Source organism: Duganella sp. GW821-FHT07G03 (assembly GCF_059418605.1).
Window position 1 is genome coordinate 47,208 of sequence record NZ_JBWKQE010000020.1, and the last position, 25,071, is coordinate 72,278.

Sequence of the window (25,071 nt, forward strand, 5' to 3'; positions counted from 1 at the left end):
TGCTGCCGTCTGCTAGCGCCCTATCGCTAGCAGCGCGCCTACTAGCACGCGCTTAATCCGCGTTCCAGCTGTACCCCAGTGCCGGCCACAAGCCGCACCTGTCTACAAATCCCAGGAAAGTTTGCACCGATGTTCCCAGCCTTGTCGCTACTGCTAAAACTACCGATCGGTTGCCGAGCCTAGTATCCCGTGGCCGCACGGCAGCCCCTCGCCACAACAGAGCGCCAGCACCGATACCTCGGACCGCGGCAACCGCATTTCCCCATTTGAGACTCAGGAGCACCCCATGATGTTGCAGAACCCAGCAGCGAAGTACCGCGCCTTCCCCCCCGTACAATTGTCCGACCGCCAGTGGCCGAACAACGTGATCTCCAAGCCGCCAATCTGGATGAGCACCGATCTGCGCGACGGCAACCAGGCCCTGATCGAGCCGATGAGCGCCGAGAAAAAACTGCGCTTCTTCGAACTGCTGGTCAAGGTCGGCCTCAAGGAAATCGAAGTGGGCTTCCCTTCCGCCTCGCAGACCGACTTCGACTTCGTGCGCAAGCTGGTCGAGGAAAACCGCATCCCCGACGACGTCACCATCATCGTGCTGACCCAGTCGCGCGATGAACTGATACGCCGCACCGTGGAATCGGCGGCCGGCGCCAAGCGCGCCATCGTCCACCTGTATAACTCGGTGGCGCCGGTGTTCCGCAAGGTCGTCTTCGGCATGTCGCGCGAAGAGATCACCAACATCGCCACCAGCGGCACCAAGCTGGTGAAGGAATTGATCAAGCAGCACCCGCAGACCGAATGGGGCTTCGAGTACACGCCTGAATCGTTCTCCACCACCGAACTCGATTTCTCCAAGCATATCTGCGACGCCGTCACCGCGATCTGGGAACCGACCCCGCACAACAAGATGATCATCAACCTGCCGTCGACGGTAGAGTGCAGCACCCCCAACGTCTACGCCGACCAGATCGAATGGATGTCGCGCAAGCTGGCGCGCCGCGATTCGCTGATCATCAGCGTCCACCCGCACAACGACCGCGGCACCGCCGTCGCCTCGGCCGAGATGGCCGTGATGGCCGGCGCCGACCGCGTCGAGGGCTGCCTGTTCGGCAATGGCGAACGCACCGGCAACGTCGACCTGGTCACGCTGGCCTTGAACCTGTACACGCAAGGCGTGCATCCGGGCCTGGACTTCTCCGACATCGACGAAGTGCGCAAGTGCGTTGAAGAGTGCAACCAGCTGCCGGTGCATCCGCGCCATCCATACGTGGGCGACCTGGTGTTCACCGCCTTCTCCGGATCGCACCAGGACGCGATCAAGAAAGGCTTCGCCCAGCAGCAGGAAGGCGCGCTGTGGGAAATCCCTTACCTTCCGATCGACCCGCAGGACCTGGGCCGCAGCTACGACGCCGTCATCCGCGTCAACAGCCAGTCCGGCAAGGGCGGCATGGCTTACTTGCTGGAGCAGGACTACGGCCTGGTGCTGCCGCGCCGCTTGCAGATTGAATTCAGCCGCGCGGTGCAGGCCGTGGCCGATTCCACCGGCCTGGAAATCACCGCCGAAGGCATCTACGACATCTTCAACAAGGAATACTTCGAGCAGAACTCGCCTTATGCCTACAACGCCCACAAGATGGTGGAAGACACCAGCAGCGACGAGCCGGTGCAGATCGACATCGCCCTCACCCACCGCAAGGCGCCACTGGCGCTGCAAGGCGGCGGCAATGGCCCGATCGACGCCTTCGTCGATGCGCTCGGCCTGGACATCAAACTGATGGACTACCATGAGCATTCGATCGGCTCCGGCGCCAACGCCAAGGCGGCCTGCTATGTTGAACTGCGCCTGGCCAACGGTCCGACGCTGTTCGGCGCCGGCATCGACAGCAACATCGTCACCGCCTCGTTCAAGGCCGTGCTGAGCGCCGTCAACCGCCAGCTCTCGCAGCAGCAAGCCGCGGCAGCACCAGCGGGCGCCGACGCCACCGCGTAACAACAGCGACCAGGAGCGCGGGCGCCGCTAGCCGGCCGCGCGCTTCTCCCTGAAGAATTCCCACGCGGCTTCCGCCACCTCGAAGTCGGCGTTCTGCCGGCCTGTCAGCTTGTTGATGAAATAGGGATAGCGCCTGCTGCTGCTTGGCTCCGCGTGGCCGCCGTTGTCGATTTTATACAGCCCCACCTGCAGCCCATTCCCGGCCTCGCCCCACATCGTGCGCGTCACCCGCGTCTTGTCCCACTGGTTGCGATGCGGGATCTCAAGCACGCTCGGCTCATCGGCAAGGCCGGCCAGTTCGCGCCAGATCCTGGCGCTGTCCTCGATGCTGCTGACCGGGTCCAGGAAACCCAATACATACAAGAATTTGCCGCCCCGGTACGGCATCAAAGGATCTGCCGTGCAGCCCATGATCAACGCCGGCAGCGCGACCGTGGGCATCCGCGCAGCATGCGGCGGCGGCATGCAGGCGAGGACGGTCGAGAATGCGGCCAGCTTGTGCGGAATCTCCACCGCCGCGCGGTAGGTCAACAAGCCGCCACGGGAAACGCCGATCAGATAAACGCGGCTGGCGTCCACTTCATATTCGCCCACCGCCTTGTCGATCAGCGCTGCGATGAATGCGACGTCGTCCTTCTTCGCCACCCGCTGCGCGCTCGCGAAGCAATCGCTCCAGCCGCCCGCGCCGGCGTCCGGCGCGATCACGACGATATCGTCACGCTCGGCGATCTCCAGCCACACCGATAACGGCGACGGCGGAAACGCCTTGCCCATCACCTGCTCCGCCGAAGCGCCCGCACCATGCACGACGACGACCAGCGGACGCTTGCCGGATGACGGCCGGCTCGATCGCGCCAGCAGGTAGCGGCGCACCCCGTCCGGCCGCGCAAGCGTCTCCCGCGTGACCTGTGCGCATGCAGCATTAACGACGGCAGTACCAAGAAACGCGGCCTTCAAGCCCGCGCGTATGCGTCCCGACATTCAACCTCCTTAGACAATAGTGTCACAATACTATGCGTCGTCCCTCGCGCGCAACAGTCGCCGCCAACCAATCCCGCCGCACCGCACCATTGCCGATATACTGGCTACTCGCCCGGTGTTCTCATGGAGGCATGCGTGAATATCTCGAACCTGAAAATCGGTGTGCGGCTGGCTGTCGCATTTGGTGCGGTGCTGTTGTTGATGGCGGTGTTGATCGGGGTCGGCCTGCAACGGCTGAACAGCATCAGCCGGCTCAATGCGGTCATCATCGACAAGGACTGGGTCAAGGCCGATGCGGCGGCCACGGTCGGCAGCACCACCCGCGCCAACGCGGCGCTGACGCTGGAACTCTTCACCACCACCGATGCAGCGCGCACGGCGGAAATCTACCGCGAGATGGACGTCAACAAAAAGACCATCAGCGCCGCGCTCGAAACCCTCGACTCCCTGGTCTACACCGACGACGGCAAGGCGCTGCTGCAAACCATCCGCGAGCAGCGCAAGGCCTACGTCGCATCGTTCACGCAGGTCGGCAAGATGCTGGCCGGCGGCCAACGCGACGAAGCGCAAACCGCGCTGCGCGCCGACATGCTGCCCAAGCTGACCAAGGTACAGGCCAGCATCCGCCAGCTGTCGGACCTGCAAAAATCCGTGGTCACCTCCAATGGTGACCTGGTCAAGCACGATATTGCGATGGCCAGCCAGATGATGGGATGGCTCGGCATCGTGGCGCTGGCGCTGGGCCTGGCCTTCGCCTGGCGCGTAACGCGTTCGATCACCGACCCGATCGGCCACGCCCTGAAGATGGCGCGCGCCGTGGCCTCCGGCGACCTGACCTGCCGCATCAGCAATGAGAAGCGCGATGAAATGGGCCAGCTGCTGGGGGAACTGGGCAAGATGAATGACAATCTGGCCAGCATCGTCGGCCGCGTGCGCAGCGGCACCGGCGCCATCACCACCGCCTCGGCGGAAATCGCCAGCGGGAATATGGACCTGTCCTCGCGCACCGAGCAGCAAGCCAGCTCGCTGGAGGAAACCGCCGCCTCGATGGAAGAACTGACCAGCACCGTCAAGCAGAACGCCGCCAACGCACAGCAGGCCAACGAACTGGCGCTGTCGGCGACACAGGTGGCGCAGCGCGGCGGCGAGGTCGTGGCGCAGGTGGTCGGCACCATGAACTCGATCAATGACTCGTCGCGCAGGATCGTCGACATCATCGGCGTCATCGACGGCATCGCCTTCCAGACCAACATCCTCGCGCTGAATGCGGCGGTGGAAGCGGCGCGCGCGGGCGAACAGGGACGCGGCTTTGCGGTGGTGGCGTCCGAAGTGCGCAACCTGGCGCAGCGCTCGGCCGGCGCGGCCAAGGAAATCAAGGCCCTGATCGACGACTCAGTGGACAAGGTGGCGGCCGGCGCGCGCCTGGTCGACCTGGCCGGCAGCACCATGAACGAGGTGCAGGACAGCGTGCGCAAGGTGACCGATATCGTCGCCGAGATCACGCTGGCCAACCGCGAGCAGACCGGCGGCATCGAGCAAATCAATATCGCCATCAGCCAGATGGACCACGTGACGCAGCAAAACGCCGCGCTGGTCGAACAGGCGGCCGCCGCTGCGGCGGCGATGCAGGACCAGGCCGGCCAGCTGAATCAGGTGGTCAGTCAGTTCCGGTTGACGGTTTGACGGCGAGCGCGCGCGACATCATGATTTCGTCGTAAAACCGGCCATCGACGATCATCGAGTCCGGCTCGCGGCCGAACTCGATGAAGCCCAGCGATTCATACAGGCCGACCGCTTCCGCGTTGCCGGCGGTGACCGAGATCGTCATCCGCAGCACGCCCTCCAGCGTGGCGGCGCGCGCCAGCACCTGCTCCATCAAGCGCCGTCCTATGCCCCTGCCACGGTGCGACCCGGCCACGTACATGGCGTACACAAAGGCTTTGTGATGAACCTTGAGCGCCGTCTCGCGCGCCAGGCCGACGATGCCGACCAGTTGATCGCCGTCGAAAGCGCCGAACACGATGCGGCCCGAATCGGGAGCCAGCCGCGCCTGCGTGGTGGAGAGCGGCATATCGCATTCCTCCTCGTAGCTGGAGCCAAACGCGGAAGCCGATTCGCGCAACCCCACCAGCCGCAGGGAGCGGAACGCGGGGGCGTCGGATGAAAGCAAACGGCGAATGAACATGGCGCTCCCGGGCTATAAATGAAGCGCCAATTATAGCGGCAGCTCGAAGCGGTAGCCCACGCCATATACCGATTGCAAGCATTCGGCGTCCGGCAGCTTGCGGCGGATGTTCTTGATGTGCGAATCGACGGTGCGGTCGCTGATGTCGCGCTGGTCCTGGTGCGCGAAGTCCAGCAGTTGCTGGCGCGTGTAGACCCGGCTTGGATTGTCGATCAACTCGGCCAGCAGCCGGAACTCCAGCGGCGTGAGCGCCAGCGCGGCGCCCTGGTGCAGCACGCGCATGCCGGCGCGGTCGATCTGGAACGGCGAGACGGGCGCAGTCGGCGCCGCCGCTGCCGCCGCACCGCTACGGCGCAGATGCACGCGCACGCGCGCCACCACCTCGCGCGGGCTGAATGGTTTGCAGACGTAGTCGTCGGCACCACTGTCCAGGCCCAGCAAACGGTCGATCTCGTCCACGCGCGCGGTCAGCATGATGATCGGCAGTTGCGAGAAGGCGCGCACCTCGCGGCACACGCCGATGCCGTCCAGTTCCGGCAGCATCAGGTCCAGCAGCACCAGGTCCACGCCGCCGTGGCGAATGTCATCGACCGCACTGCGGCCATCGGCGGCGAGCCGGGTTTGCCAGCCGGCGGCGGTCATGTAGTCTGCCAGCAGCGCGGCGATCTTGGTGTCGTCTTCGACGATCAGGATAGTGGGCACGTGATTGTTCCTATGTTTTCAACGGCAGCCGCACCAGCATCCTGACGCCGCCCAGCACCGACGGCGTGGCGACTATAGTGCCGCCATGCGCTTCCACCAGCGCTTTGCAGATCGCCAGACCTAGTCCGCTGCCGCCGCGTTCGCGCGTGCGGGCGCCATCCACGCGGTACAGGCGCTCAAAGATGCTCCCCAGGACGGCGGACGGCACGCCCGGCGTGCTGTCCTCCACCACGATCTCGGCGAACCCGCCGGCGCAGCTCAGCGCGACCACGATCTGGCCGCCGCTGTCGGTGTAGCGCAGGCTGTTCTCCAGCAGGTTGGTGACCACCTGCTGCAAGCGGCCGGCATCGCCTTGCAGCACCACAGGCGCTGACGGCAGGCGCCAGCTCAGATCCAGGCCGCATGCCTGCGCGCGCGGCTGGTAGCGCTCCAGCGTGGGCTGCAGCAGCTCGCCAAGATTCACTTCATGCCAGTGGTAGTGCAGGTCGCCGGCATCGGCCATGGTCAGCTGGTGCAGGTCATCGACCAGTTTATTCAGGCGCAGCACCTCGGCATGCAGCGATTGCAGCGCGCTGGCGTCGGCCTTGCGGATGCCGTCCAGCAGGGCCTCGATCTCGCCGCGTATCACCGTCAGCGGCGTGCGTAGTTCGTGCGACACGTCGGCCAGCATCTTGCGGCGCTGGCGTTCGCTGTTCTCCAGCGCTTCGGCCATGGCGTTGACGTGCAGCGCCAGTTCCGCCACTTCATCGCGCGACAGCAAGGGCGCGCGGGCGCTCAACTCGCCCAGCGCCAGCCGCGCCGTGACATCGCGCAGCGCCGCCACGGGCCGCAACAGATGGCGGGCAAGCCAGATCGCCGCCAGCACGGCAAGGCCGATCAAGCCGGCGGACAGCAGCAGGATCGATTGCAGTTGCTCGCGCAGGAAGACGGTGGCGCTGGCGTCGGCGCCGCCCGTCTCGCGCAGCGGCATCAGGCGCATGTGGCCAACCACCACGCCATCGACCTTGATCGCGCGTTCGGCGCCGACCTGGATGTCCGGAGGACCGATCAGTTTATGGCCCTGGGCATCGGTGATCGAGAGGCGTTGTGCGAAATCCATCGGGTCGTTGCGGCGCGGCGGCGGATCGGCTTCCGGCGGCGGCTCGCGGCGCGGCGGCCTGGCCGGGTCGCCATACTCGCCCCGCTCACCCTCATGCTCCGGCGCCGGACCGCCTCGCGGCGGCGGCGGACGGCGGTCGCGGCGCGGACGGCGCGCGTCGCCATCGGGCTCGAAGACCTGGCTGCGCGGCGTGATCCGGTTGAGCAGTTCGCCGAGCGCGCGCGGCTGCCCGCGCAGCCAATCGAAATTGCCCTCGGTCCGATAACGGTCCTCCAGCAGCTCGCGCAGCTGGTCGAAATCCTGGACCTGAAGATCGTTGAGGTAGGCGACGAACCCGCGCTTGAGGTTACTGCTGGCGACCCACGCCATCGTACCCACGCACAGGATGACGATAGCGATCACCGCCAGCGCGATCTTGCGGGCGATGGTCAACCGCATGGCTGGCTCCTTGGCTTCATGCCTCCATCATAACCGCCAAATGTGGAGAAATTATGAGCGACTGACAAAAACGCGACAGCGCCGCCGACCTTCATTTTTTCTACACAATTGGGCGTCAATCTCGCACCGTCATCACACCAGACGGAGAACACCATGTATCAACGCGCGCTTTACCTGACACCGGCCATCGCCGCCGCAGCCCTGCTGGCCGCATGCGGCGGCAGCGATCCAATGACGGCGGACACCACGACCAGCGCCACCGCGCGCGTGCTGCAAGGCGGCGCACCGGCCGCCACCACCTTGGCGGCGATCACAGTGCAGGCGGCAGCCGCGCCGGCGCCCCCTCCGCCCATCGTGCTGGCGCCGGTACCCAACGACGAAGGGGCCTCCCTCACCTTCAGCACCGTGGGCGCGGTGGACACCGCCAATCCCTTCTTCAAACCGTTCGGCAACGGCCGCTCCTGCGCCACCTGCCACCAGCCGGACAACGGCTGGAGCATAGGCCCGGACAAGCTGGCCGTCCGCTTCGCCAACAGCAACGGCGCCGATCCGGTATTCCGCCTGGTGGACGGCGCCGTCTCGCCGCTGGCCGCCACCGCCACGCTGGACCAGAAACGGGTCGCCTACAGCATGCTGCTGACCAAAGGCCTGATCCGCGTCGGCCTGCCGATGCCGGCCGGCGCCGAGTTCTCGCTGGTCAAAACCGAAGACCCCTACAACTACGCCAGCGCCAAGGAGCTGTCGTTGTTCCGCCGCCCGCTGCCCACCACCAACCTCAAATTCAACAGCAGCGCGATGTGGGACAGCCGCGAAACCGCCAGCGATGCCACCTCCGCCCTGTGCCTGAAGGACGTGCGCCCGGCCCAGTGCTTCGCCAGCCTCGACGCCAGCCTGCTACACCAGGCCAACAGCGCGGTGCGCGGCCACGCCGAAGCGGCACAAGACCTGACCGCCGCCGAGCAGCGCGCCATTGTCGATTTCGAGAAAACGCTGTTCACCACCCAGGTCAGCTCCATCGACGCCGGCAGCCTGACCGATGCAGGAGCGCTGGGCGGGCCGGCGCGGCTGGCCGCGAACGCCTTCTACTTCGGCATCAACGACCTCGAATCCGGCGACTACCGGACCGGCGCGCCCTTCAACCGCAACGTGATGGCGATCTTCGGCGCCTGGCGCAACCTGGACCGCCCGGCCCCGCCGCCTCCACCGCCGGCGCGCGGCCGCCCCGCTCCACCGCCGCCGGCCGCCCCAAGCCCGCAGAACCTGGCGCGTGCCTCGATCGCGCGCGGCGAGCAAATCTTCAACAACAAGCCGTTCAACATCAGCGGCGTGGCCGGCTTCAACGACGAACTGCGGCGCCCATTGCAGCGCGGCTCCTGCGCCAGCTGCCACGACACGCCCAACTCCGGCACGCATTCGGTGGTCCGCATGTTCAACACCGGCGTATCGGACGGCACACGCCGCACGGCGGACATGCCGCTCTACACGCTGCGCAACAACGTCAGCGGCGAGACGGTCGCCACCACCGATCCGGGTGCGGCCATGCAGACGGGTAAATGGAAGGACATCGGCCGCGTCAAAGTTCCGAGCCTGCGCGGCATCGAATCGCGCTCGCCCTACTTCCACAACGGCTCGGTGCACACGATCGAAGATATCGTGACCTTCTACGACAAACGCTTCAACATCGGCTTCACCGCGCAGGAGGCGGCCGACCTGGCGGCCTTCATGAAAGCGCTGTAAAGCTTATGGCGCCAGGCGCGCCAGCCGGATGCCGGTGAACTGCCAGCGGGCGCCGGCAGGGAAGAAATTACGGTAGCTGGCGCGCGCATGGCCGTCCGGCGTGGCGCAGGACGAGCCGCGCAGCACGTACTGGTTCAGCATGAACTTGCCGTTGTACTCGCCCAGCGCGCCGGGCGCGCTCTGGAAACCGGGATAGGCGGCGTAACTGCTGCTGGTCCATTGCCAGCAGTGGCCAAACATTTGCAGCAGGCCGTCGTCCCCGGCGGCGCCTGCCGGGTGCAGCGTGCCGGTTTCCACCTCCGCCTGCGCGGCGGCGAATTCCCATTCCGCTTCGGTCGGCAAACGGGCGCCGGCCCAATGGGCGTAAGCATCCGCTTCAAACAGCGACAGATGCGTCACGGGCCGCGACAAGTCCAGCGGCTGCGCGCCATGCAGCGTGAATTCCCGCCACTGGCCCTGCTCGTCCTGCTGCCAGTAGATCGGACCATTCAGGTTCTGGCCGCGCACCCAATCCCAGCCCTCGGCCAGCCACAGCGCCGCGTTGAAGTAGCCGCCGGCGGCGACAAACTCGAGGTATTCGCCATTCGTCACCAGCCGCGACGCCAGCTCGAACGGCGCCACGTACTGCTTGTGGCGCGGCAGTTCGTTGTCGAAGCAAAAACCGCTGCCGTGGTGGCCGATGTCCGTCAACCCGCCCGCGAACGGCAGCCAGGCCATCACCGGTGCGGTCTTGGCCCGCGCCAGCGGCACGCCCATGTATTCGGGCAGCAGCGCGCTTTGCGCCAGCAGGTGCTTGACGTCGGTGAGCATCAGCTCCTGGTGCTGCTGCTCGTGTTCCAACCCGAGCGTGACCAGCATCGTCAGCTGCGCGCACCGTTCCGCATCAAGATCGCTGGCCAGCAGGCGGGCCACGCGGGCGTCGACGTCGGCGCGATAGGCGCGTACCTGCGCCATGGCCGGCCGGGTCAACAGGCCGCGCTGCGCGCGCGGATGCTTCTCGCCGATGCCGTTGTAGTAGGAGTTGAACAGCACCCGGAACGCCGGATGGAATGGCGCGAACCCTGCCTCCATGCGCTCCAGGATGAAGGTCTCGAAGAACCACGTGGTATGCGCCAGATGCCACTTGATCGGACTGGCGTCCGGCATCGACTGCGCGCCGCAATCCTCGTCGGTCAGCGGCTCGGCCAGCGCCAGCGAGCGGCGGCGCACCTTGTCATAGCGGGCGTGGAGGTCTTGCTGCGGCGGGCGCATGTCCATAGGCGTGATCGGCTTTCAGAGAGGTGCGACCCGGGCGTGGATGACGGCGAACCAGTTCGACGGATCGGTCCAGACCTGGGCCGTGTCGAAGCCGGCGCGTTCCAGCAGGCTGACGAAGGACTGCCGCGTGTACTTGTAGCTGTCCTCGGTGTGGATGCGCTCACCGCGCGCAAAATCGCGTTCGCCATCGGCCCAGCGCACGGTCAGCGCGGCGCGCGCTTCCAGGTGCATTTCGATGCGGCTGTCGGCCTCGTTGAAGAAGGCGCGGTGCTGCCACTGGGCGACATCGAAGTCGGCGCCGATCAGATGGTTCAGATGGCGCAGCATGTTCAGGTTGAAGGCCGCCGTGACGCCCAGCGCATCGTCGTAGGCCGCGTCCAGCACGGCGCTGTCCTTGACCAGGTCCACGCCGATCAGCAGGCCGCCGTCCGCGCCCGCGTTGGCGCGCAGGCCGCGCAGGAAGGCGACCGCCTGCTCCGGCGAGAAATTACCGATCGACGAACCAGGATAGAAGAACAGGCGGCGGCCTGGCCGCACGCTGTCCGGCAGCTCGAAGCCGTGGGAAAAGTCCAGCCCCAGCGCCGTCATCTCGATGTCCGGAAAGCGCTGCTGCAGGCGGCTCACCGCCTCGGTGAGGAAATCGCGCGAGATATCGACCGGCACGTACTGCGCCGGTTGCAGCAGCGGGAACAGGCTGGCGGCCTTGGCGCAATTGCCGGCGCCCAGGTCGATCAACGTGGCGCCGGCGCCGATCGCGCCCGCCATCTCCGCGCCGTGTTCGGCGAAGATGCCGGCCTCGGTGCGGGTCGGATAATATTCGGGCAGCTCGCAAATGGCCTCGAACAGCTTGGAACCGAGGCCGTCGTACAGGTATTTGGGCGATATGTGCGGCCGCGCGGCCAGCAAGCCGGCACTGATCTCGGCGACCACCCCGGCACTGCCGTGCACGCGCGGCCCCTGCGTCAGTTGCTGCTGCAGTTGCTGCTGCGGCGGCGTGTTGCTTGCATCGGTCGAAACAACACGGATCGCCGAGGAGCGGGACATCTGCATAGTTGCTCTGCCTTTAAAGGAGGTCATCCCATTCGCGGATAACATTTTTGTTATGATAGCCGAATATCCATTTTGCGGCGCCGGGCCCACAAAACTGTGCGGCTCTTCACATTCGTCGCAACAGAAGCACAAATCTTACAAAAAAGGCACACGACTATGACATTCTCCGCCATGCGCACGATCAAATCCCTGTTTGCCGCCGGCCTGATGCTGGCGGCCGCCCACTCCCAGGCGCAATCGGCCGACCATGTGTTCCGTGTGTCCGCCATCCCTGACGAAGCGCCGACCGAATTGCAGCGCAAGTTCAAGCCGCTGGGCGAATACCTGGAGAAGAAGATCGGCATGAAGGTTGAATTCACCCCGGTGACCGACTACGCCGCATCGGTCGAAGCGCTGATCAACAAGAAGGTCGACATGGTCTGGTTCGGCGGCTTCACCTTCGTGCAAGCCAAGGACCGCAGCAAGAACCAGATCACGCCGCTGGTGCAGCGCGCCGAGGACGAGAAATTCAAGTCGGTCTTCATCACCACCAACAAGGACATCAACAAGCTGGAAGACCTGAAGGGCCACACGCTGAGCTTCGGTTCGGAATCGTCGACCTCCGGCCACCTGATGCCGCGCTCCTACCTGCTGGCCGCCAAGATCAACCCGGACACCGACCTGAAACGCATCGCCTTCTCCGGCGCGCATGACGCCACCGTGGCCGCCGTTGCAGGCGGCAAGGTCGATGCCGGCGCGCTGAACATCTCGGTCTGGGAAAAACTGGTCGCCGAGAAGAAGGTCGATCCGGCCGTGGTCCGCGTGTTCTACACCACGCCGGGCTACTACGACTACAACTGGAGCGTGCGCACCGACATGAACGCGGACCTGAAGAAAAAACTGACCGACGCCTTCCTGGCGCTCGATCCGAAGAACCCGCAGGACAAGGTCATCATGGACCTGCAGCGCGCCACCAAGTTCATCCCGACCAAGGCCGAAAACTACACCGCGATCGAAGCGGCGGCACAAAACGCGGGCCTGCTGAAGAAGTAATCGATGTCCACTTACCACTTGCAGAACCTGACGGTGCGCCATCTCGGCGCATCGCGGGCGGCCGCACTGCATGCGATCTCGCTGACGATACAACAGGGCGAGCAACTGGCCCTGATCGGCCCATCCGGCGCCGGCAAGACCACCTTGCTGGCGACGCTGGCCTGCGCCCACCAGCCGTCTGAAGGCGGCTTCCAGGCCTTCGGCGTCGATCCGTGGGCACTGGGCCACGCCGAGCGCCACCGCCTGCGCGCGCAGCTGTTCCTGGCGCCGCAGACGCCGCCGCTGCCGCCGCGCCAGCGCGTGGTGACGGCGGTGCTGGCCGCGCGCCTGCCGCAATGGAGCTTGTGGCGCGCCCTGGTATCGCTGGTCAAGCCGGCCGACCCGGAGGCGGCGTGGCAGGCGCTGTCGCGCTTCAACCTGGGCGACAAACTGTATTCCCGCGTCGACCGCCTGTCCGGCGGCGAACGCCAACGCTGCGGCCTGGCGCGCCTGCTGCTGTCGCCGGCCAAGGCGCTGCTGGTGGACGAGCCGCTGTCCGCGCTCGACCCGGTGCTGTCCGAGCTGACGCTCACTACTCTGCGCGACGAGGCCAGGGCGCGCAACGCCACCCTGATTTGCAGCCTGCACCAGGTCGACCTGGCGCTGAGCCACTTCCCGCGCATCGTCGGCCTGCGCGACGGCCGCATCGAATTCGACCTGCCGCGCGCCCAGGTCACCGCTGACATGATCGCCGCGCTGTACCAGGGCGAACAACCCGCCGCCAGTCCCCGGCCGCTGGACGAGGCCATGGCCGTCAAGCTCGGCGTCGGCGCCTGTCTGTAATGGCGACGCTGAACGCCCATCCCGATCCGGCCTGGCGCGGCCGCGTCGTCGCCACCGTCGTCTGCCTGCTGATCCTGTGGCCGACGCTGGTGGTCACCGAATTCAAGCCGTGGGCGCTGTTCGACTGGCAGAGCCTGACCTCCACCGGCCGCTTCCTGGCCGGCTTCCTGGTGCCGGCGCACGGCGCCGAATTCCTCACCATGCTGCTGGAGCAGACCTGGCTGACCATCGCCATCGCCACCTCCGGCCTGGCGCTCGCGCTGCTGGGCGCCATCCCCGCCGCGCTGATCATCAGCGAGCAGCTGTCGATCTCGCGCCTGGGCACGGGCCGCATGCGGCCGTTGGCGCGCATCGTGCGGCAATCGGTGCGCTGGACCTTGGTGCTGCTGCGCAGCGTGCCGGAGCTGGTATGGGCGCTGCTGTTCGTGCGCATCATCGGCCTCGGGCCGACGGCCGGCGTGCTGGCCATCGCCCTCACCTATTGCGGCATGCTGGGCAAGGTCTACGCCGAGATCCTCGAATCGTCCGACGCCCACGCCAGCGACACGCTGCTGGCCAACGGCGGCGGGCGACTGGCCGCGCTGCTGTACGGCGCGCTGCCGGAAGCGGCGTCGGAACTGATGTCCTACACCGTCTACCGCTGGGAGTGCGCGATCCGCGGCTCGGTGGTGATGGGCTTTGTCGGCGCCGGCGGCCTCGGTCAGCGCATGGACGAATCGATGAAAATGCTGGCCGGCGCCGAAGTGTCGTCCATGCTGCTGGTGTTCGTGCTGCTGGTGGCGTTGGCCGACCAGTTTTCCAAGATCCTGCGGAGGCGCCTCGGATGAACCATCCCCTGATGCCCAAGCCGCCGCGCCGCGACTGGACCGTGCTGGCCATGCTGGCGATGGTGGCGGTGCTGATCATCGCCAGCTTCGCCTCGCTGCCGCTGAAGTGGCGCGAGTTCTTCACGCAGGAAGCGGTCAACAGCACGCTGGAGCTGCTGGCCGGCTTCGCGCCGCCCGACCTGTCCACGCCCTTCCTGCTCAAGACCGGCTGGGCCGCCGTCGAGACCATGGCCATGTCGGCGCTCGGCACGCTGCTGGCGGTGCTGGCCGGGCTGGCGTTCTCGCTGTCCGCGTCGGGCCGCTTCGGCCGCCCTGCGCGCGCCTTGATGCGCGCCCTGCTCAACGTGCTGCGCTCCATTCCCGAACTGGTGTGGGCCTCGATCCTGCTGATCGCCTGCGGCCTGGGGCCGTTCGGCGGCACGCTGGCGCTGGCCGCGCACACCGCCGGCGTGCTGGGACGACTGTTCGCCGACTCGCTGGAAAACGCCGCGCCGCTGCCGGAGCAAAGCCTGCGCACCAACGGCGCCTCCGCCGGCGCGGCCTTCTTCTACGCCACGCTGCCGCAAACGCTGCCGCAGATGCTGTCCTACACGCTGTACCGCTGGGAAAACAACATCCGCGCCGCCGCCATCCTCGGCGTGGTCGGCGCCGGCGGCCTGGGGCAGATGCTCAAGTACCACCTGTCGCTGTTCCAGATGCAGCAAGCCGCCACCGTCATCGTCGCCATGCTGCTGCTGGTCGCCCTGGTCGACGGCATCAGCTTCGCGCTGCGCCGCGTCCTCACCCGCTAACCCTGATAAGAACTTCATGCTCGAACTGCGCAACCTGTCCAAGTCCTATGCCAGCGGCCGTCCGGTGCTGTCCAACCTGTCCTGGAACTTCAAGGCCGGCGAATTCGTCTCCATCATGGGCGATTCCGGCGTCGGCAAATCGACGCTGCTGAACCTGATCGCCGGCCTCGATACGCCCGATGTGAGCCCGAACCCCGTACCGGGCGACTCGCCCATCATCGTCGACGGCGTGCCGATGTCCGGCCTGGACGACGACGCCGCCACAAAACTGCGGCGCGCGCGCATGGGCTTCATCTTCCAGGCCTTCCACGTGCTGCCGCACCTGACGCTGCTGCAAAATATCGCCCTGCCGCTGCTGTTGAACGGCCTGCCGACCGGGCGCGCGGCGGAAATGCTGGAGGCCGTGGGCCTCGGCGGCCGCGGCGACGATTTCCCCCACCAACTGTCCGGCGGCGAAATGCAGCGGGTGGCGATCGCCCGCGCGCTGGTGCACCGCCCGGCCCTGGTGCTGGCCGACGAACCGACCGGCAACCTCGATCCGGATACCGCCCACAGCATCCTGACCCTGCTCCGACGCGAAATCAAAGCCACCGGCGCCTGCGCGATCATGGTCACCCATTCGCAGGCGGCGGCCGAGATGACAGACAAAACCCTACAACTTTCAAAATCGGGCATACAAGAAACAACAATCGTCAACACGTTTAAGCAATAAACAAGATAATTTTTTTATCAAACCCTCCCATTCTGTTCTCCGCGTAGTATTATTGAAATTAACTTGCATGGTTATCAAGAATGTTGAGTTGCGTACCACATTCAGACCAAAAAAGTGTGGGCGCTGGCCTTGCCGGGAAACGTTAATATTTTTTTCACGTTTTGAGCAAAGGAGGAGCAATCATGAACGTACGGCAAAAAAAGCTGGAACTGATCGAAGCCATGAATCGCGCTCGGGCGCTGGAACCATCCAGTTTTGTTCCGAACAAGCTTCTTGATACTTTGATCGAAAAGATGAACCTGAAAAACGACGCAGAACTTTGCCGAGTTTTAGAGGTGCAGCCACCCATCATCAGCAAAATCCGACACCGGAAATTGGCCGTCGGGGCTACCATCTTGCTGCGTATGCATGAAAAGTCAGATATCAGCATACGGGAATTGAAGGATCTGTCGACCGCGTCTATGCATTGAGCAGCCCAGCTGATCTTGCCATGCCAGGCGCCGGCATGCGGTATCCGGCGCCCTCTAATGCACTAGCGTACAGCCCAAACCCCGCTGAACGCCGCATTGCCCCTCCTGTAGCGCCTCTTCCACACCATGCAATTTGATACTTAGCCACAAACAATCAGGCTTATACTGATTCGCAGGTCCCCTATCCCCGTACGGTTTCTTCATTTATCACGTTGTTCTGGCCGCCCTGGCCGGCATGTTCTTTTGCAGCCCAAAGGAAAACATCATGAAATGGTTCTACGATCTGAAAATCGCCACCAAGCTGGTCACCTCCTTCATGATCGTGCTGGGCCTGATGCTGGCCAACGGCATCATCTCCATCACCAACATGGGCACCATCAACGGCTCCACGCTGGACCTGTACACCAACTGGCTGCCCAGCGTGCGCGCGGTCACGGTGGTCAAGTCCGACCTGCTGGAGGTACGCCGCTGGGAGCTGTCGTCCTTCATCTACAACGACGGTCCGGCGCGCGTCAACATCAACACCCGCATGGCCAACGCCCTCGCCGCACTCGGCAAGGATGCTGCCACCTACGCGGCGCAAGTGTCCGAGCCTGAAGAGAAACGAGTGTACGCCGAGATGGTCAAATCGATGACGGCGTACCTGGCGTCGCACGTCAAGCTGATGGCCCTGCTGGACGCTGGCCCGGACAAGACCGAGGATGCCAAGGCGCTGCTGTCGGGCGACTCGGCGCGACAGCTTGGAGAATTGGGTACGCAGATCGATCAACTGGTCAAGATCAATCTTGACGGCGCCGACCACTCGGGCGAAACCGCGGCCAAGGTGTTTGCCAGTTCGCGCATGTGGACCATCGCCCTGCTGGCCGCCGCCGTCGTGGGCGGCATGGCGCTGGCGATGTGGGTGGCGCGCATCATCTCGCGTCCGCTGCGCACCGCGCTGGACGTGGCGCAGCAGGTAGCCAAGGGCGACCTGACGTCGTCGATCGAAGTCGAATCGGCCGACGAGACGGGACAGCTGATGCTCGCACTGCGCAATATGAACGACAACCTGCTGAAGATCGTCGGCCAGGTGCGGCACAGCACCGACGAAATCGCCACCGCCTGCGGCGAGATCGCCACCGGCAACCTGGACCTGTCGGCGCGCACCGAGCAGCAAGCCAGCTCGCTCGAAGAGACGGCCAGTTCGATGGAGGAGCTGACCTCCACCGTCAAGCACAACGCCGACAACGCGCGCCAGGCCAACCAGCTGGCGGCCACCGCCACCAGCGTCGCGGCCAAGGGCGGCGACGTGGTGTCGCAGGTGGTCGAGACCATGAATTCGATCCACGACTCCTCGCGCAAGATCGTCGACATCATCTCGGTCATCGACGGCATCGCCTTCCAGACCAATATCCTGGCGCTGAATGCGGCGGTCGAAGCGGCGCGCGCCGGTGAACAGGGGCGCGGCTTCGCGGTGGTGGCCAGCGAGGTGCGCAACCTGGCGCAACGTTCCGCCAGCGCCGCCAAGGAAATCAAGACCCTGATCGACAACTCGGTCGGCCAGGTCACCATCGGCAACCGCCTGGTGGGCGAAGCCGGCGCCACGATGACGGAAATCGTCGACAGCGTGCGGCGCGTCAGCGACATCATGGGCGAGATCAGCTCCGCCAGCCGCGAACAGACGCAGGGACTGGAGCAGATCAACCAGGCGGTGTCGCAAATGGACGCGGTCACGCAGCAGAACGCCGCGTTGGTGGAACAGGCGGCAGCGGCGGCAGGCAGCCTGCAGCAACAGGCTCAACACCTGACCGCTACGGTGCAGGTATTCAAGCTGCACGCGGAACCGGCTGCGCGGCCCGTGCTGGCGCGCGCCGGCCGCCAGCCGGCGCTGCTGGACGGCTAAGCGTATCGGCTCAGCACTTCTCGTACTTCCAGTTGCGGGCCTTGCCCTCGGCGATCCACTCGACCGCCTGCGCGCGCCGGCGCGCGCGGGTGGCCTCGGTCTTGGCCTCGGCGATCCATTCCGCGTAGTCGCGCTTCTTGCTCGGGCTGAAGGCGTCGAAGTGCCGCTGCGCCGCCGGCACCGCGCGCAGCGCTGCGGTGAAATCGTCGGGGATGAGCAGCGGGCGCGGTTCGGCGGGCTTGGCGCGGGCCGGCGCGGCGATGCCGTCGTCGTTCAGCTTCATCGCCTTCTTGATGTAGCCGGTCAGGACTTTCTTGGACGGCAGGTCCTTGAGCGTTTCGATGCGGCCGAACTGCCCCATCGCCTCGCGGTTGGCCTCATCGGCCATCAGCAGCTCGCCCTTCCAGAAGCCCAGCGCGCAGTGGGCCTTGAAGGCCGACATCCCGCACATCATGCCCTTGTACATGAAGTGAGGGAAACTCCATTTCATCGTCTCTTCGACCTCGGGGCAGGCCTCGTGCACGACGGCGCGCAGGTGCTTGAGGATGGGCTGCGCAAATTCGGCGGACTTGGCGATGTAGGCGTCGACCCGCGGATCGATGGTGGGCATGATGATGCTCGGCTGGTTGTTGTTTGCCTCAATATACCAAATACTCGGGCTGGCGCTTGGCGATTTCGCTTTCCAGCTGGTTGACGAAGGCGAAATTGGGCAGCGTCGGCGCGATACGGCGGCCGATGTCCCAACTACGCCACGCGCTGGGCGTATCGAAGCGCATGATCATCAGGTCGCCCATGTCCTTCCATGCTCCGCCCAGCACCGGATTGGCCTCCAGCACCTCGGCAAACAGCTGGTCGCATTCCTTGTACTGTTCCAGCCTGGCGCGGTTGTTGGCTTCCATGAGCTTGAGCACATAAGCCTTGCGCGGCGCCTGGTTGCGCAAGCCGGACAAGGTCGCCGCGGCGGGCGCAAAGTCTTCCTGCTTGCTGGCGCTGGTGGCGCTGAAGGTCAGGCTGACCGGGGTGCTGGCGCGTATCTGTTCCAGCTGCGCCGGGGTAAACGGCAGCATGGCCGCGCCGGTGGACAGCGTGCATTCCAACCGGCCGAGCATCGTGTCGAGCAGCTGGTCGGCGCGGTAATCGGCCGCGGTGTCGCAGGGATGCGCGGCGCGCAGCGCGGCCAGTTGCTCCGGCGTCTGCGCCGCCATGCGGTCCATCAGCGCCTCGATCGCGCCTTGCTCCGGCGCGGCCTGGCGGCGCGTGTAGCCTTGCAGCGTATAGGCCGGCGGCGTCGCGCCCTGCACCTGCGCCACGCTGACGTTGACCGTGCTGACGCCCATGGTCGTGTTGACGGTGAAGGTCAGGCTGTCGGGAATCACGCCGCCTTCGGCCAGCCTGGCCAGCACTTGCGGATGGACCGATTGCGTGTAGCGCAGCAGCTGCGCGAAGTGCGCCGCGTCGCGCGCGCCAACCTTGGCGCCTTGCTTGCTCCATTGGGCCAGCGGACTGCCCTCGCTGGAGAATTTCAGCGCATCGCCGCTGGTGGCGGCGTCGATGACGGTGGTGCTGTCCTCGGCCAGCGACAGCTCCTGTTCAAGGTCCACTTTGCGGGCCGGCTTCATTTCGGAATTGAGCTTGGCCAGCATGGCGTTCATGCCGACGCGGTTGCGCATTTCAAAGACCCGGAAACCGGCGGTGTCGAACAGCGAGTAGTCGACATAGGTTTTGCTCGCACCATCGAGTACCACGCGCCGCCGGTTCTTGAAATCGTATATCGTCGTCGCATTCTCTGACTTGGCGGTAATGTAGTCGTCGGCCAGGGTGACGTACAGTGTGGACTTGCTGTCGGCCGGCGACTTGGTGACGGACTTCAGCGGCTCGTGATGCACGGATGTCGTGACTTGCAGCGTAACGGCCGCCTGGCAGCTGGCGCCGCAGCCCATCGCCAACAGGATCAGCAACTGAATTCGATTCATAGGTACTCGTCAAATATTGGTAAAAAAGCCATGCTAGATGGGCTTATTATAAAAGACAACATTTTTTACATAAAACTCATGAGACCCCGCACCATGCCGACCTTACCGCTGTCCCTGGCCGCTGGCGGCGCCTTGCTGATGCTGGCCGGCTGCGCCGCCACCGGCAACGGCGCCGGCCCGTCCGCGGTCAAGCCCGAGCAGCTGAGCGGAGCGCTGAACCGCGTCAGCTGGGGCGTCAACCTGGCGACCTACCAGCAGGCCGAAAAACTCGGCTACGACACCTGGCTTGAGCAGCAGCTGCATCCCGCCGCCGCGCGGCTGCCGGCCGCCGCGCAGGCGCAGATCGAGGCCATGACCATCACCCGCAAAACGCTGGTGCAGCTGAACCAGGACCTGGACCAGCAGCGCAAGGACGCCGACAAGATCGCCGACGACGACCAGAAGAAAGCCGCGCAGCAGGCCTACCAGCAAGAGCTCAATCGTATCGCCAAGGAGGCCGCCACGCGCTCGCTGCTGCGCGACCTGTATTCATCCAACCAGTTGCAGGAGCAGATGACGTGGTTCTGGATGAACCACTTCAACGTCCACCAGGGCAAGAGCAACCTGCGCCTGCTGGTCGGCGACTACGAGGACACGGCGGTGCGCGCCCACGCGCTGGGCAAGTTCCGCGAGCTGCTGGGGGCCACGCTACGCCATCCGGCCATGATCCGCTACCTGGACAACGAGCAGAACGCCGCCGGCCATATCAACGAAAACTACGCGCGCGAGCTGATGGAGCTGCACACGCTGGGCGTGGACGGCGGCTACAGCCAGCGCGATGTGCAGGAACTGGCCCGCATCCTCACCGGCGTCGGCGTCAACCTCGGTCCCACCGCGCCCAACGTGAAGAAGGAACTGCAGGCGCAGTATCTGCGGCAAGGACTGTTTGAATTCAACCCGAACCGCCACGACTACGGCAACAAGGAATTCCTCGGCCAGACCGTCAAGGGACGCGGCCTGGCCGAAGTGGACGAAGCGCTGGACCGCCTGAGCCGCCACCCGGCCACCGCGCACTTCGTCAGCCGCAAGCTGGCGCTCTACTTCGTCGCCGACGAAGCGCCGCCGGCCCTGGTGGAACGCATGTCGGCCACCTTCCTGTCCACCGACGGCGACATCGCAGCCGTGCTGCGCACCCTGTTCACGTCGGCCGAATTCGCGCAGTCGCTGGGGCGCAAATTCAAGGACCCGGCGCATTACGTGGTGTCGGCCGTGCGCCTGGCCTACGACGACAAGGTGGTCCTCAACACCGGACCGATGCTGTACTGGCTCACGCGCATGGCCGAACCGCTGTACGGCCGCCAAACGCCGGACGGCTACCAGCTCACGCAATCCGGCTGGGCCAGTCCGGGCCAGATGACCACGCGCTTCGAGATCGCCAAGGCCATCGGCTCCGGCAGCGCGGGCCTGTTCAAGACCGACGGCCCGCAGGCGCAGGAGCGGGCCGCCTTCCCGCAACTGGCGAATGCGCTGTACTACCAGTCGCTGCAAAAAACCATCGCCCCCGCCACCCGCCAGGTGCTGGACCAGGCCACCTCGCCGCAGGAATGGAACACCTTCCTGCTATCGTCGCCCGAACTGATGCACCGCTAAGAAGTAGTTTCAAAATGCCGGCAGCGTCGTTGTGGCGCCTAGCCGTGCATTCGCACTGTCTTCGGCGCCACGCCTAGCTGCCGTCATTTTTAAACAACTTCTACGGAAAGAGCGCCATGAAACGCCGCACCCTGCTCAAATCCCTGTCCGCGCTGGCGCTGCCGGCGATGGCCGGCAATCTGTGGGCCGCTCCGGCCGGCAAGACCCGGCTGCTGTTTGTCTTCATGCGCGGCGGCTACGACGCCACCAGCCTGCTGGTGCCGATCTCCAGCCAGTACTACTACCAGGTACGGCCCAACATCGCCATCCCCAAGCCCAGCGCGGACCTCAATGCCGCGCTGCCGATAGACAGCGACTGGGGTCTGCACCCGGCCCTGCGCGACAGCATCTACCCGCTGTTCACGGCCGGCCAGGCGGCGTTCGTACCCTTCGCCGGCACCGAGGACATCTCGCGCAGCCACTTCGAAACCCAGGACAGCATCGAACTCGGACAGGCGCTGGACCGCACGCGCGACTATCGCTCCGGCTTCCTGAACCGGCTGGCGCAGACGCTGAGCGCCGACCGCGCCAGCGCCATCTCCTTCACCGACCAACTGCCGCTGATCATGCAGGGCGGCGTGCAGTTGCCGAACATGGCGCTGCGCTCCATCGCCAAGCCCTCGGTCGATGCGCGCCAGGCCAAGCTGATCTCCGCCATGTACGACGGCAGCGCCCTGTCGCAGCAGGTGCGCGACGGCTTCGCGGTGCGCGAGGACGTGATGAAGGAAATGATCGGCGAGATGGATGCGGCCAACCGCAATGCCATCTCCGCCAAGGGCTTCGAGCTGGAAGCGCGCCGCATCGCCAAGCTGATGAAGGACAAATACAACATCGGTTTCGTCGACGTCGGCGGCTGGGACACCCACGTCGGACAGGGCGGCGCCACCGGCTACCTGGCCGGGCGGCTGGACGAACTGGGTCGCGGCCTGGCCGGCTTCGCGCACGAGATGGGCGCGGACTGGAAGGACACGGTGGTGATCGTCGTCAGTGAATTCGGCCGCACCTTCCGCGAGAACGGCAACCGCGGCACCGACCACGGACACGGCACCGTCTACTGGGTGCTGGGCGGCGGCGTCCAGGGCGGCAAGGTGCGCGGCGAACAGGTGCGGCTGGAGCAGGCCACGCTGTTCCAGAACCGCGACTACCCGGTGCTCAACGAATACCGCGCCATGTTCGGCGGCCTGCTGGCGCGCATGTACGGCCTCAATGCCGCGCAGGTCGAGCAGATTTTCGGCGCCAAAGGGCGCGATATCGGCCTGCTTTGACGGCGGCGCGGGACGCCGTCAGACCAGCACCAGGCGGCGCTGCAAACGCTCCAGCGTGCGCATGAACAGTTCCGGCTCGCCGGCCGCGCGCGCCAGCACCAGCGCGCCCTGGATGCCGCCGACCGTGTCCTCGGCCAGCGCCTGCGCGGTGTCGGCGTCGCGGCCGGCGCGCTCCAGCGCATCGGCCAGCGCCGCCACCCACTCGGCAAAGTAGCCCTGCACCTTGAGGGTGAAACGGTCGCGCTCATGACCCAGCGCGAACACGCCCACCAGGCACACCTTGCGCCCCGACTCGAAGTAACGGCCGACCGCGACGAACATCCGCGCTATCCCCTGGGCCGCATCGTCGGCGCTGCGCAGCGGCTGGAACACCTGGTCGCGGAACCAGCCGTCGATCTCGGCCAGCACGGCGTCCGCCATCTCCTCCTTACCGCCGGGGAAAAAGTTATACATGCTTCCCTTGCCCAGCTTGGTGCCTTCGGAAATCCGGGACAGGCTGGCGCCTTCGAATCCGTAAGTCCGAAACACTTCCGCCAGCAGCGGGATCACGTCGCCGCGTTCGACCATCGTTCTTGCCATGACTACCTTCTTAACACATTCAAAAACCGAACTCGCTCAAGCCCGGATGATCGGCCGGACGCGGGCCGTTCAGGTCCCAATGGAACTTGCGCTCGGCCGCCGCGATCGGCGCTTCGTTGATGCTGGCCAGGCGGTGGCGCATCAAGCCGTCCTCGGCGAATTCCCAGTTCTCGTTGCCGTAGGCGCGATACCACTGGCCGGAGTCGTCATGGTATTCGTAGGCGAAGCGAACCGCAATGCGGTTGCCTTCAAATGCCCACAATTCCTTGATCAGCCGGTAGTCGAGTTCGCGCGTCCATTTGCGCGACAACAGGCCGACAATGGCGGCGCGGCCGGTGACGAATTCGGCGCGGTTGCGCCAGCGGCAGTCCTCGGTGTAGGCCAGCGCGACCTTTTCCGGGTTGCGGCTGTTCCAGCCGTCTTCGGCCAGGCGGACTTTCTGGATCGCGGTTTCACGGGTGAACGGCGGCAGCGGTGGTCGTGTCATGGGATTACCTCTTCAAGTTGTTTGTACCGATCGGTACAAATAAAGTGTAGTCCTCGCCTCGATCGATTGCAAGCTGATTTTTGTCGTGGGGCGGTCACAATGCGTGGTTATCATAACTTCAAGCCATTTTGATAACGGAGTAAGTCATGCGCATTCCTGCCCTGCTGGCCCTGGCGCTTGGCGCCGCCGCACTCGTTCCGGCCCACGCCGCCGATGCGTGGAAGCTCGCCGGCGTCGACAATTTCTACATGCACACGCCCACGCCCAATTCCTTCACCGGCCTGTATCGCAGCCAGGGCATGGCCACCGACGGCAAGCAATGGTTCTTCTCCTGGCAGTACGGCCTGGAACGCGCCAACGACAACTTCGACTCCGTGCAGCGCAATTCCTCGTTCACGCTGAGCGGCGGCCTGTCGCCCGGCATCCCTGGCGCGCTGCTGGCGCAGGGACTGAACCACATCGGCGACATCGATTATCACAACGGCGTCATCTACGCTGCGCTCGATTCCACCGCCGGCTACGCCAAGCCGCACGTGGCGCTGTTCAACGCCGCGGACCTGAGCTACACCGGCCAGACCTACGAGCTGGGCGGCACGCCCGCCAACCCGAACAAGGACCTGGCCAGCTGGGTCGCGGTGGACGCCAAGCGCGGCTTCGGCTACGGCAAGGAATGGCAGGAGGGGAACACCATCAACGTCTACAACCTCGGCGACTGGAGCTTCAGCCACACGCTGACACTGTCCGCGCCGCTGGGCCGCATCCAGGGCGCCAAAGTGATCGGCGACTGGCTGTACATGGCCTCGGACAACGACACGCAATCGATTTACCGCGGCAACCTGCTGACCGGCGCGGTGGAGGAAGTGCTGCGCCTGCCGCAGCCACTGGGAGATCTGGAAATGGAAGGATTGGCGCTGCGCGAAGGCGCCAACGGCGCGCTCGATATGTACATCGAACAGGTGGTCGACCCGGACCGCAGCGGCCAGTCGCTGACCAATCCCAACCTGCACCTGGCGCTGTACCACTACCAGCTGGCGCCGGTGCCGGAACCGGCCACGTATGCGCTGTTGCTGGCGGGCCTGGGCTTGCTGGCCGCGCGCCGCCGCCAACGCCACGGCGCCTAGGCCTAT

At 65.4% G+C, this 25,071-nt stretch carries 23 protein-coding genes; 13 read left to right on the forward strand and 10 right to left on the reverse strand.

Annotated features, from left to right (window positions below):
• Window positions 1-286: 286 nt before the first annotated feature.
• Window positions 287-1,987, forward strand: coding sequence for a 2-isopropylmalate synthase (leuA, locus tag AC07OK_RS22485; protein WP_494692371.1), 1,701 nt, complete (start codon window positions 287-289; stop codon window positions 1,985-1,987).
• A 27-nt stretch (window positions 1,988-2,014) separates the two neighbouring features.
• On the opposite strand, the gene AC07OK_RS22490 is transcribed toward leuA, so the two are convergent.
• Window positions 2,015-2,968: a CE1 family esterase gene (locus AC07OK_RS22490; protein ID WP_494692372.1), complete on the reverse strand. Its 954-nt coding sequence runs from the start codon at window positions 2,966-2,968 to the stop codon at window positions 2,015-2,017.
• 135 nt (window positions 2,969-3,103) lie between these two features.
• Here AC07OK_RS22490 and AC07OK_RS22495 point away from each other — a divergent pair, with 135 nt between their 5' ends.
• Window positions 3,104-4,651, forward strand: coding sequence for a methyl-accepting chemotaxis protein (locus AC07OK_RS22495; protein WP_494692373.1), 1,548 nt, complete (start codon window positions 3,104-3,106; stop codon window positions 4,649-4,651).
• On the opposite strand, the gene AC07OK_RS22500 is transcribed toward AC07OK_RS22495, so the two are convergent.
• Genes AC07OK_RS22500 through AC07OK_RS22510 form a run of 3 tightly spaced genes read right to left on the reverse strand, consistent with a single transcriptional unit; the run spans window position 4,626 to window position 7,392 of the window.
• Window positions 4,626-5,153: a GNAT family N-acetyltransferase gene (locus AC07OK_RS22500; RefSeq protein WP_494692374.1), complete on the reverse strand. Its 528-nt coding sequence runs from the start codon at window positions 5,151-5,153 to the stop codon at window positions 4,626-4,628. The two genes, AC07OK_RS22495 and AC07OK_RS22500, sit on opposite strands and share 26 nt — an antisense overlap.
• Window positions 5,154-5,183: 30 nt before the next feature.
• A complete protein-coding gene (locus tag AC07OK_RS22505) occupies window positions 5,184-5,855 on the reverse strand; it encodes a response regulator (protein WP_494692375.1) in 672 nt (223 codons plus the stop codon).
• A 10-nt stretch (window positions 5,856-5,865) separates the two neighbouring features.
• Window positions 5,866-7,392, reverse strand: a complete 1,527-nt coding sequence (locus tag AC07OK_RS22510) for an ATP-binding protein (protein ID WP_494692376.1) — start codon at window positions 7,390-7,392, stop codon at window positions 5,866-5,868.
• Between the two features lie 153 nt (window positions 7,393-7,545).
• Here AC07OK_RS22510 and AC07OK_RS22515 point away from each other — a divergent pair, with 153 nt between their 5' ends.
• Window positions 7,546-9,129 carry a cytochrome C gene (locus tag AC07OK_RS22515; RefSeq protein ID WP_494692377.1) on the forward strand — a complete coding sequence of 528 codons (1,584 nt, stop codon included), beginning with the start codon at window positions 7,546-7,548 and terminating at the stop codon, window positions 9,127-9,129.
• Window positions 9,130-9,132: 3 nt separating this feature from the next.
• Here the strand turns inward: AC07OK_RS22515 and egtB are convergent, their stop codons facing one another.
• Both egtB and egtD read right to left on the reverse strand, forming a co-directional pair.
• Window positions 9,133-10,386 carry an ergothioneine biosynthesis protein EgtB gene (gene egtB, locus AC07OK_RS22520; RefSeq protein WP_494692378.1) on the reverse strand — a complete coding sequence of 418 codons (1,254 nt, stop codon included), beginning with the start codon at window positions 10,384-10,386 and terminating at the stop codon, window positions 9,133-9,135.
• A gap of 15 nt (window positions 10,387-10,401) precedes the next feature.
• Window positions 10,402-11,436 (reverse strand): L-histidine N(alpha)-methyltransferase, encoded by a 1,035-nt coding sequence (gene egtD / locus AC07OK_RS22525; protein WP_494692379.1) that lies wholly within the window; start codon window positions 11,434-11,436, stop codon window positions 10,402-10,404.
• 156 nt (window positions 11,437-11,592) lie between these two features.
• Between egtD and AC07OK_RS22530 the strand changes: the two genes are divergently transcribed.
• The 7 genes from AC07OK_RS22530 (at window position 11,593) to AC07OK_RS22560 (ending at window position 17,972) form a co-directional block, all read left to right on the forward strand.
• Window positions 11,593-12,468 (forward strand): putative selenate ABC transporter substrate-binding protein, encoded by an 876-nt coding sequence (locus AC07OK_RS22530; protein WP_494692380.1) that lies wholly within the window; start codon window positions 11,593-11,595, stop codon window positions 12,466-12,468.
• A gap of 3 nt (window positions 12,469-12,471) precedes the next feature.
• Window positions 12,472-13,290 carry a phosphonate ABC transporter ATP-binding protein gene (locus AC07OK_RS22535; RefSeq protein WP_494692381.1) on the forward strand — a complete coding sequence of 273 codons (819 nt, stop codon included), beginning with the start codon at window positions 12,472-12,474 and terminating at the stop codon, window positions 13,288-13,290.
• A complete protein-coding gene (locus AC07OK_RS22540) occupies window positions 13,290-14,117 on the forward strand; it encodes a PhnE/PtxC family ABC transporter permease (protein WP_494692382.1) in 828 nt (275 codons plus the stop codon). Before AC07OK_RS22535 ends, AC07OK_RS22540 begins: the two co-directional genes overlap by 1 nt.
• On the forward strand, window positions 14,114-14,908 hold the full coding sequence (phnE, locus tag AC07OK_RS22545; RefSeq protein WP_494692383.1) for a phosphonate ABC transporter, permease protein PhnE: 795 nt from the start codon (window positions 14,114-14,116) through the stop codon (window positions 14,906-14,908). The genes AC07OK_RS22540 and phnE overlap by 4 nt, the downstream gene beginning before the upstream one ends.
• A gap of 16 nt (window positions 14,909-14,924) precedes the next feature.
• Window positions 14,925-15,620 (forward strand): ABC transporter ATP-binding protein, encoded by a 696-nt coding sequence (locus tag AC07OK_RS22550; protein WP_494692384.1) that lies wholly within the window; start codon window positions 14,925-14,927, stop codon window positions 15,618-15,620.
• 182 nt (window positions 15,621-15,802) lie between these two features.
• Window positions 15,803-16,090: a hypothetical protein gene (locus AC07OK_RS22555; protein ID WP_008447145.1), complete on the forward strand. Its 288-nt coding sequence runs from the start codon at window positions 15,803-15,805 to the stop codon at window positions 16,088-16,090.
• Between the two features lie 265 nt (window positions 16,091-16,355).
• Window positions 16,356-17,972, forward strand: coding sequence for a methyl-accepting chemotaxis protein (locus AC07OK_RS22560; protein WP_494692385.1), 1,617 nt, complete (start codon window positions 16,356-16,358; stop codon window positions 17,970-17,972).
• 10 nt (window positions 17,973-17,982) lie between these two features.
• Here AC07OK_RS22560 and AC07OK_RS22565 read toward each other — a convergent pair whose 3' ends face one another.
• Together AC07OK_RS22565 and AC07OK_RS22570 are read right to left on the reverse strand one after the other, a co-directional pair.
• Window positions 17,983-18,582, reverse strand: a complete 600-nt coding sequence (locus AC07OK_RS22565) for a YdeI/OmpD-associated family protein (RefSeq protein ID WP_494692386.1) — start codon at window positions 18,580-18,582, stop codon at window positions 17,983-17,985.
• Between the two features lie 28 nt (window positions 18,583-18,610).
• On the reverse strand, window positions 18,611-19,945 hold the full coding sequence (locus AC07OK_RS22570) for a hypothetical protein (protein ID WP_494692387.1): 1,335 nt from the start codon (window positions 19,943-19,945) through the stop codon (window positions 18,611-18,613).
• Window positions 19,946-20,038: 93 nt separating this feature from the next.
• Between AC07OK_RS22570 and AC07OK_RS22575 the strand changes: the two genes are divergently transcribed.
• Entirely contained in the window at window positions 20,039-21,574 is a 1,536-nt protein-coding gene (locus AC07OK_RS22575; RefSeq protein WP_494692388.1) for a DUF1800 domain-containing protein, read from the forward strand.
• 116 nt (window positions 21,575-21,690) lie between these two features.
• On the forward strand, window positions 21,691-22,878 hold the full coding sequence (locus tag AC07OK_RS22580; protein ID WP_494692389.1) for a DUF1501 domain-containing protein: 1,188 nt from the start codon (window positions 21,691-21,693) through the stop codon (window positions 22,876-22,878).
• Between the two features lie 18 nt (window positions 22,879-22,896).
• Here the strand turns inward: AC07OK_RS22580 and AC07OK_RS22585 are convergent, their stop codons facing one another.
• Both AC07OK_RS22585 and AC07OK_RS22590 read right to left on the reverse strand, forming a co-directional pair.
• The gene (locus AC07OK_RS22585; protein WP_494692390.1) at window positions 22,897-23,457 is read right to left on the reverse strand and encodes a TetR/AcrR family transcriptional regulator; all 561 of its coding nucleotides are present in this window, start codon (window positions 23,455-23,457) and stop codon (window positions 22,897-22,899) included.
• A 19-nt stretch (window positions 23,458-23,476) separates the two neighbouring features.
• On the reverse strand, window positions 23,477-23,944 hold the full coding sequence (locus tag AC07OK_RS22590; protein ID WP_494692391.1) for a nuclear transport factor 2 family protein: 468 nt from the start codon (window positions 23,942-23,944) through the stop codon (window positions 23,477-23,479).
• 146 nt (window positions 23,945-24,090) lie between these two features.
• On the opposite strand from AC07OK_RS22590, the gene AC07OK_RS22595 reads away from it, so the two are divergent.
• Window positions 24,091-25,065: a PEP-CTERM sorting domain-containing protein gene (locus AC07OK_RS22595; protein WP_494692392.1), complete on the forward strand. Its 975-nt coding sequence runs from the start codon at window positions 24,091-24,093 to the stop codon at window positions 25,063-25,065.
• Window positions 25,066-25,071: the final 6 nt, after the last annotated feature.

What these genes read in the sequence shown, in the direction of transcription:
- leuA (WP_494692371.1), top strand. Translation starts at nt 287, where the DNA reads ATGATGTTGCAGAACCCAGCAGCGAAGTACCGCGCCTTCCCCCCCGTA.
- AC07OK_RS22490 (WP_494692372.1), bottom strand. Translation starts at nt 2,968, where the DNA reads ATGTCGGGACGCATACGCGCGGGCTTGAAGGCCGCGTTTCTTGGTACT.
- AC07OK_RS22500 (WP_494692374.1), bottom strand. Translation starts at nt 5,153, where the DNA reads ATGTTCATTCGCCGTTTGCTTTCATCCGACGCCCCCGCGTTCCGCTCC.
- AC07OK_RS22510 (WP_494692376.1), bottom strand. Translation starts at nt 7,392, where the DNA reads ATGCGGTTGACCATCGCCCGCAAGATCGCGCTGGCGGTGATCGCTATC.
- AC07OK_RS22515 (WP_494692377.1), top strand. Translation starts at nt 7,546, where the DNA reads ATGTATCAACGCGCGCTTTACCTGACACCGGCCATCGCCGCCGCAGCC.
- egtB (WP_494692378.1), bottom strand. Translation starts at nt 10,386, where the DNA reads ATGGACATGCGCCCGCCGCAGCAAGACCTCCACGCCCGCTATGACAAG.
- egtD (WP_494692379.1), bottom strand. Translation starts at nt 11,436, where the DNA reads ATGCAGATGTCCCGCTCCTCGGCGATCCGTGTTGTTTCGACCGATGCA.
- AC07OK_RS22530 (WP_494692380.1), top strand. Translation starts at nt 11,593, where the DNA reads ATGACATTCTCCGCCATGCGCACGATCAAATCCCTGTTTGCCGCCGGC.
- AC07OK_RS22535 (WP_494692381.1), top strand. Translation starts at nt 12,472, where the DNA reads ATGTCCACTTACCACTTGCAGAACCTGACGGTGCGCCATCTCGGCGCA.
- AC07OK_RS22540 (WP_494692382.1), top strand. Translation starts at nt 13,290, where the DNA reads ATGGCGACGCTGAACGCCCATCCCGATCCGGCCTGGCGCGGCCGCGTC.
- phnE (WP_494692383.1), top strand. Translation starts at nt 14,114, where the DNA reads ATGAACCATCCCCTGATGCCCAAGCCGCCGCGCCGCGACTGGACCGTG.
- AC07OK_RS22550 (WP_494692384.1), top strand. Translation starts at nt 14,925, where the DNA reads ATGCTCGAACTGCGCAACCTGTCCAAGTCCTATGCCAGCGGCCGTCCG.
- AC07OK_RS22555 (WP_008447145.1), top strand. Translation starts at nt 15,803, where the DNA reads ATGAACGTACGGCAAAAAAAGCTGGAACTGATCGAAGCCATGAATCGC.
- AC07OK_RS22560 (WP_494692385.1), top strand. Translation starts at nt 16,356, where the DNA reads ATGAAATGGTTCTACGATCTGAAAATCGCCACCAAGCTGGTCACCTCC.
- AC07OK_RS22565 (WP_494692386.1), bottom strand. Translation starts at nt 18,582, where the DNA reads ATGCCCACCATCGATCCGCGGGTCGACGCCTACATCGCCAAGTCCGCC.
- AC07OK_RS22570 (WP_494692387.1), bottom strand. Translation starts at nt 19,945, where the DNA reads ATGAATCGAATTCAGTTGCTGATCCTGTTGGCGATGGGCTGCGGCGCC.
- AC07OK_RS22575 (WP_494692388.1), top strand. Translation starts at nt 20,039, where the DNA reads ATGCCGACCTTACCGCTGTCCCTGGCCGCTGGCGGCGCCTTGCTGATG.
- AC07OK_RS22580 (WP_494692389.1), top strand. Translation starts at nt 21,691, where the DNA reads ATGAAACGCCGCACCCTGCTCAAATCCCTGTCCGCGCTGGCGCTGCCG.
- AC07OK_RS22585 (WP_494692390.1), bottom strand. Translation starts at nt 23,457, where the DNA reads ATGGCAAGAACGATGGTCGAACGCGGCGACGTGATCCCGCTGCTGGCG.
- AC07OK_RS22590 (WP_494692391.1), bottom strand. Translation starts at nt 23,944, where the DNA reads ATGACACGACCACCGCTGCCGCCGTTCACCCGTGAAACCGCGATCCAG.
- AC07OK_RS22595 (WP_494692392.1), top strand. Translation starts at nt 24,091, where the DNA reads ATGCGCATTCCTGCCCTGCTGGCCCTGGCGCTTGGCGCCGCCGCACTC.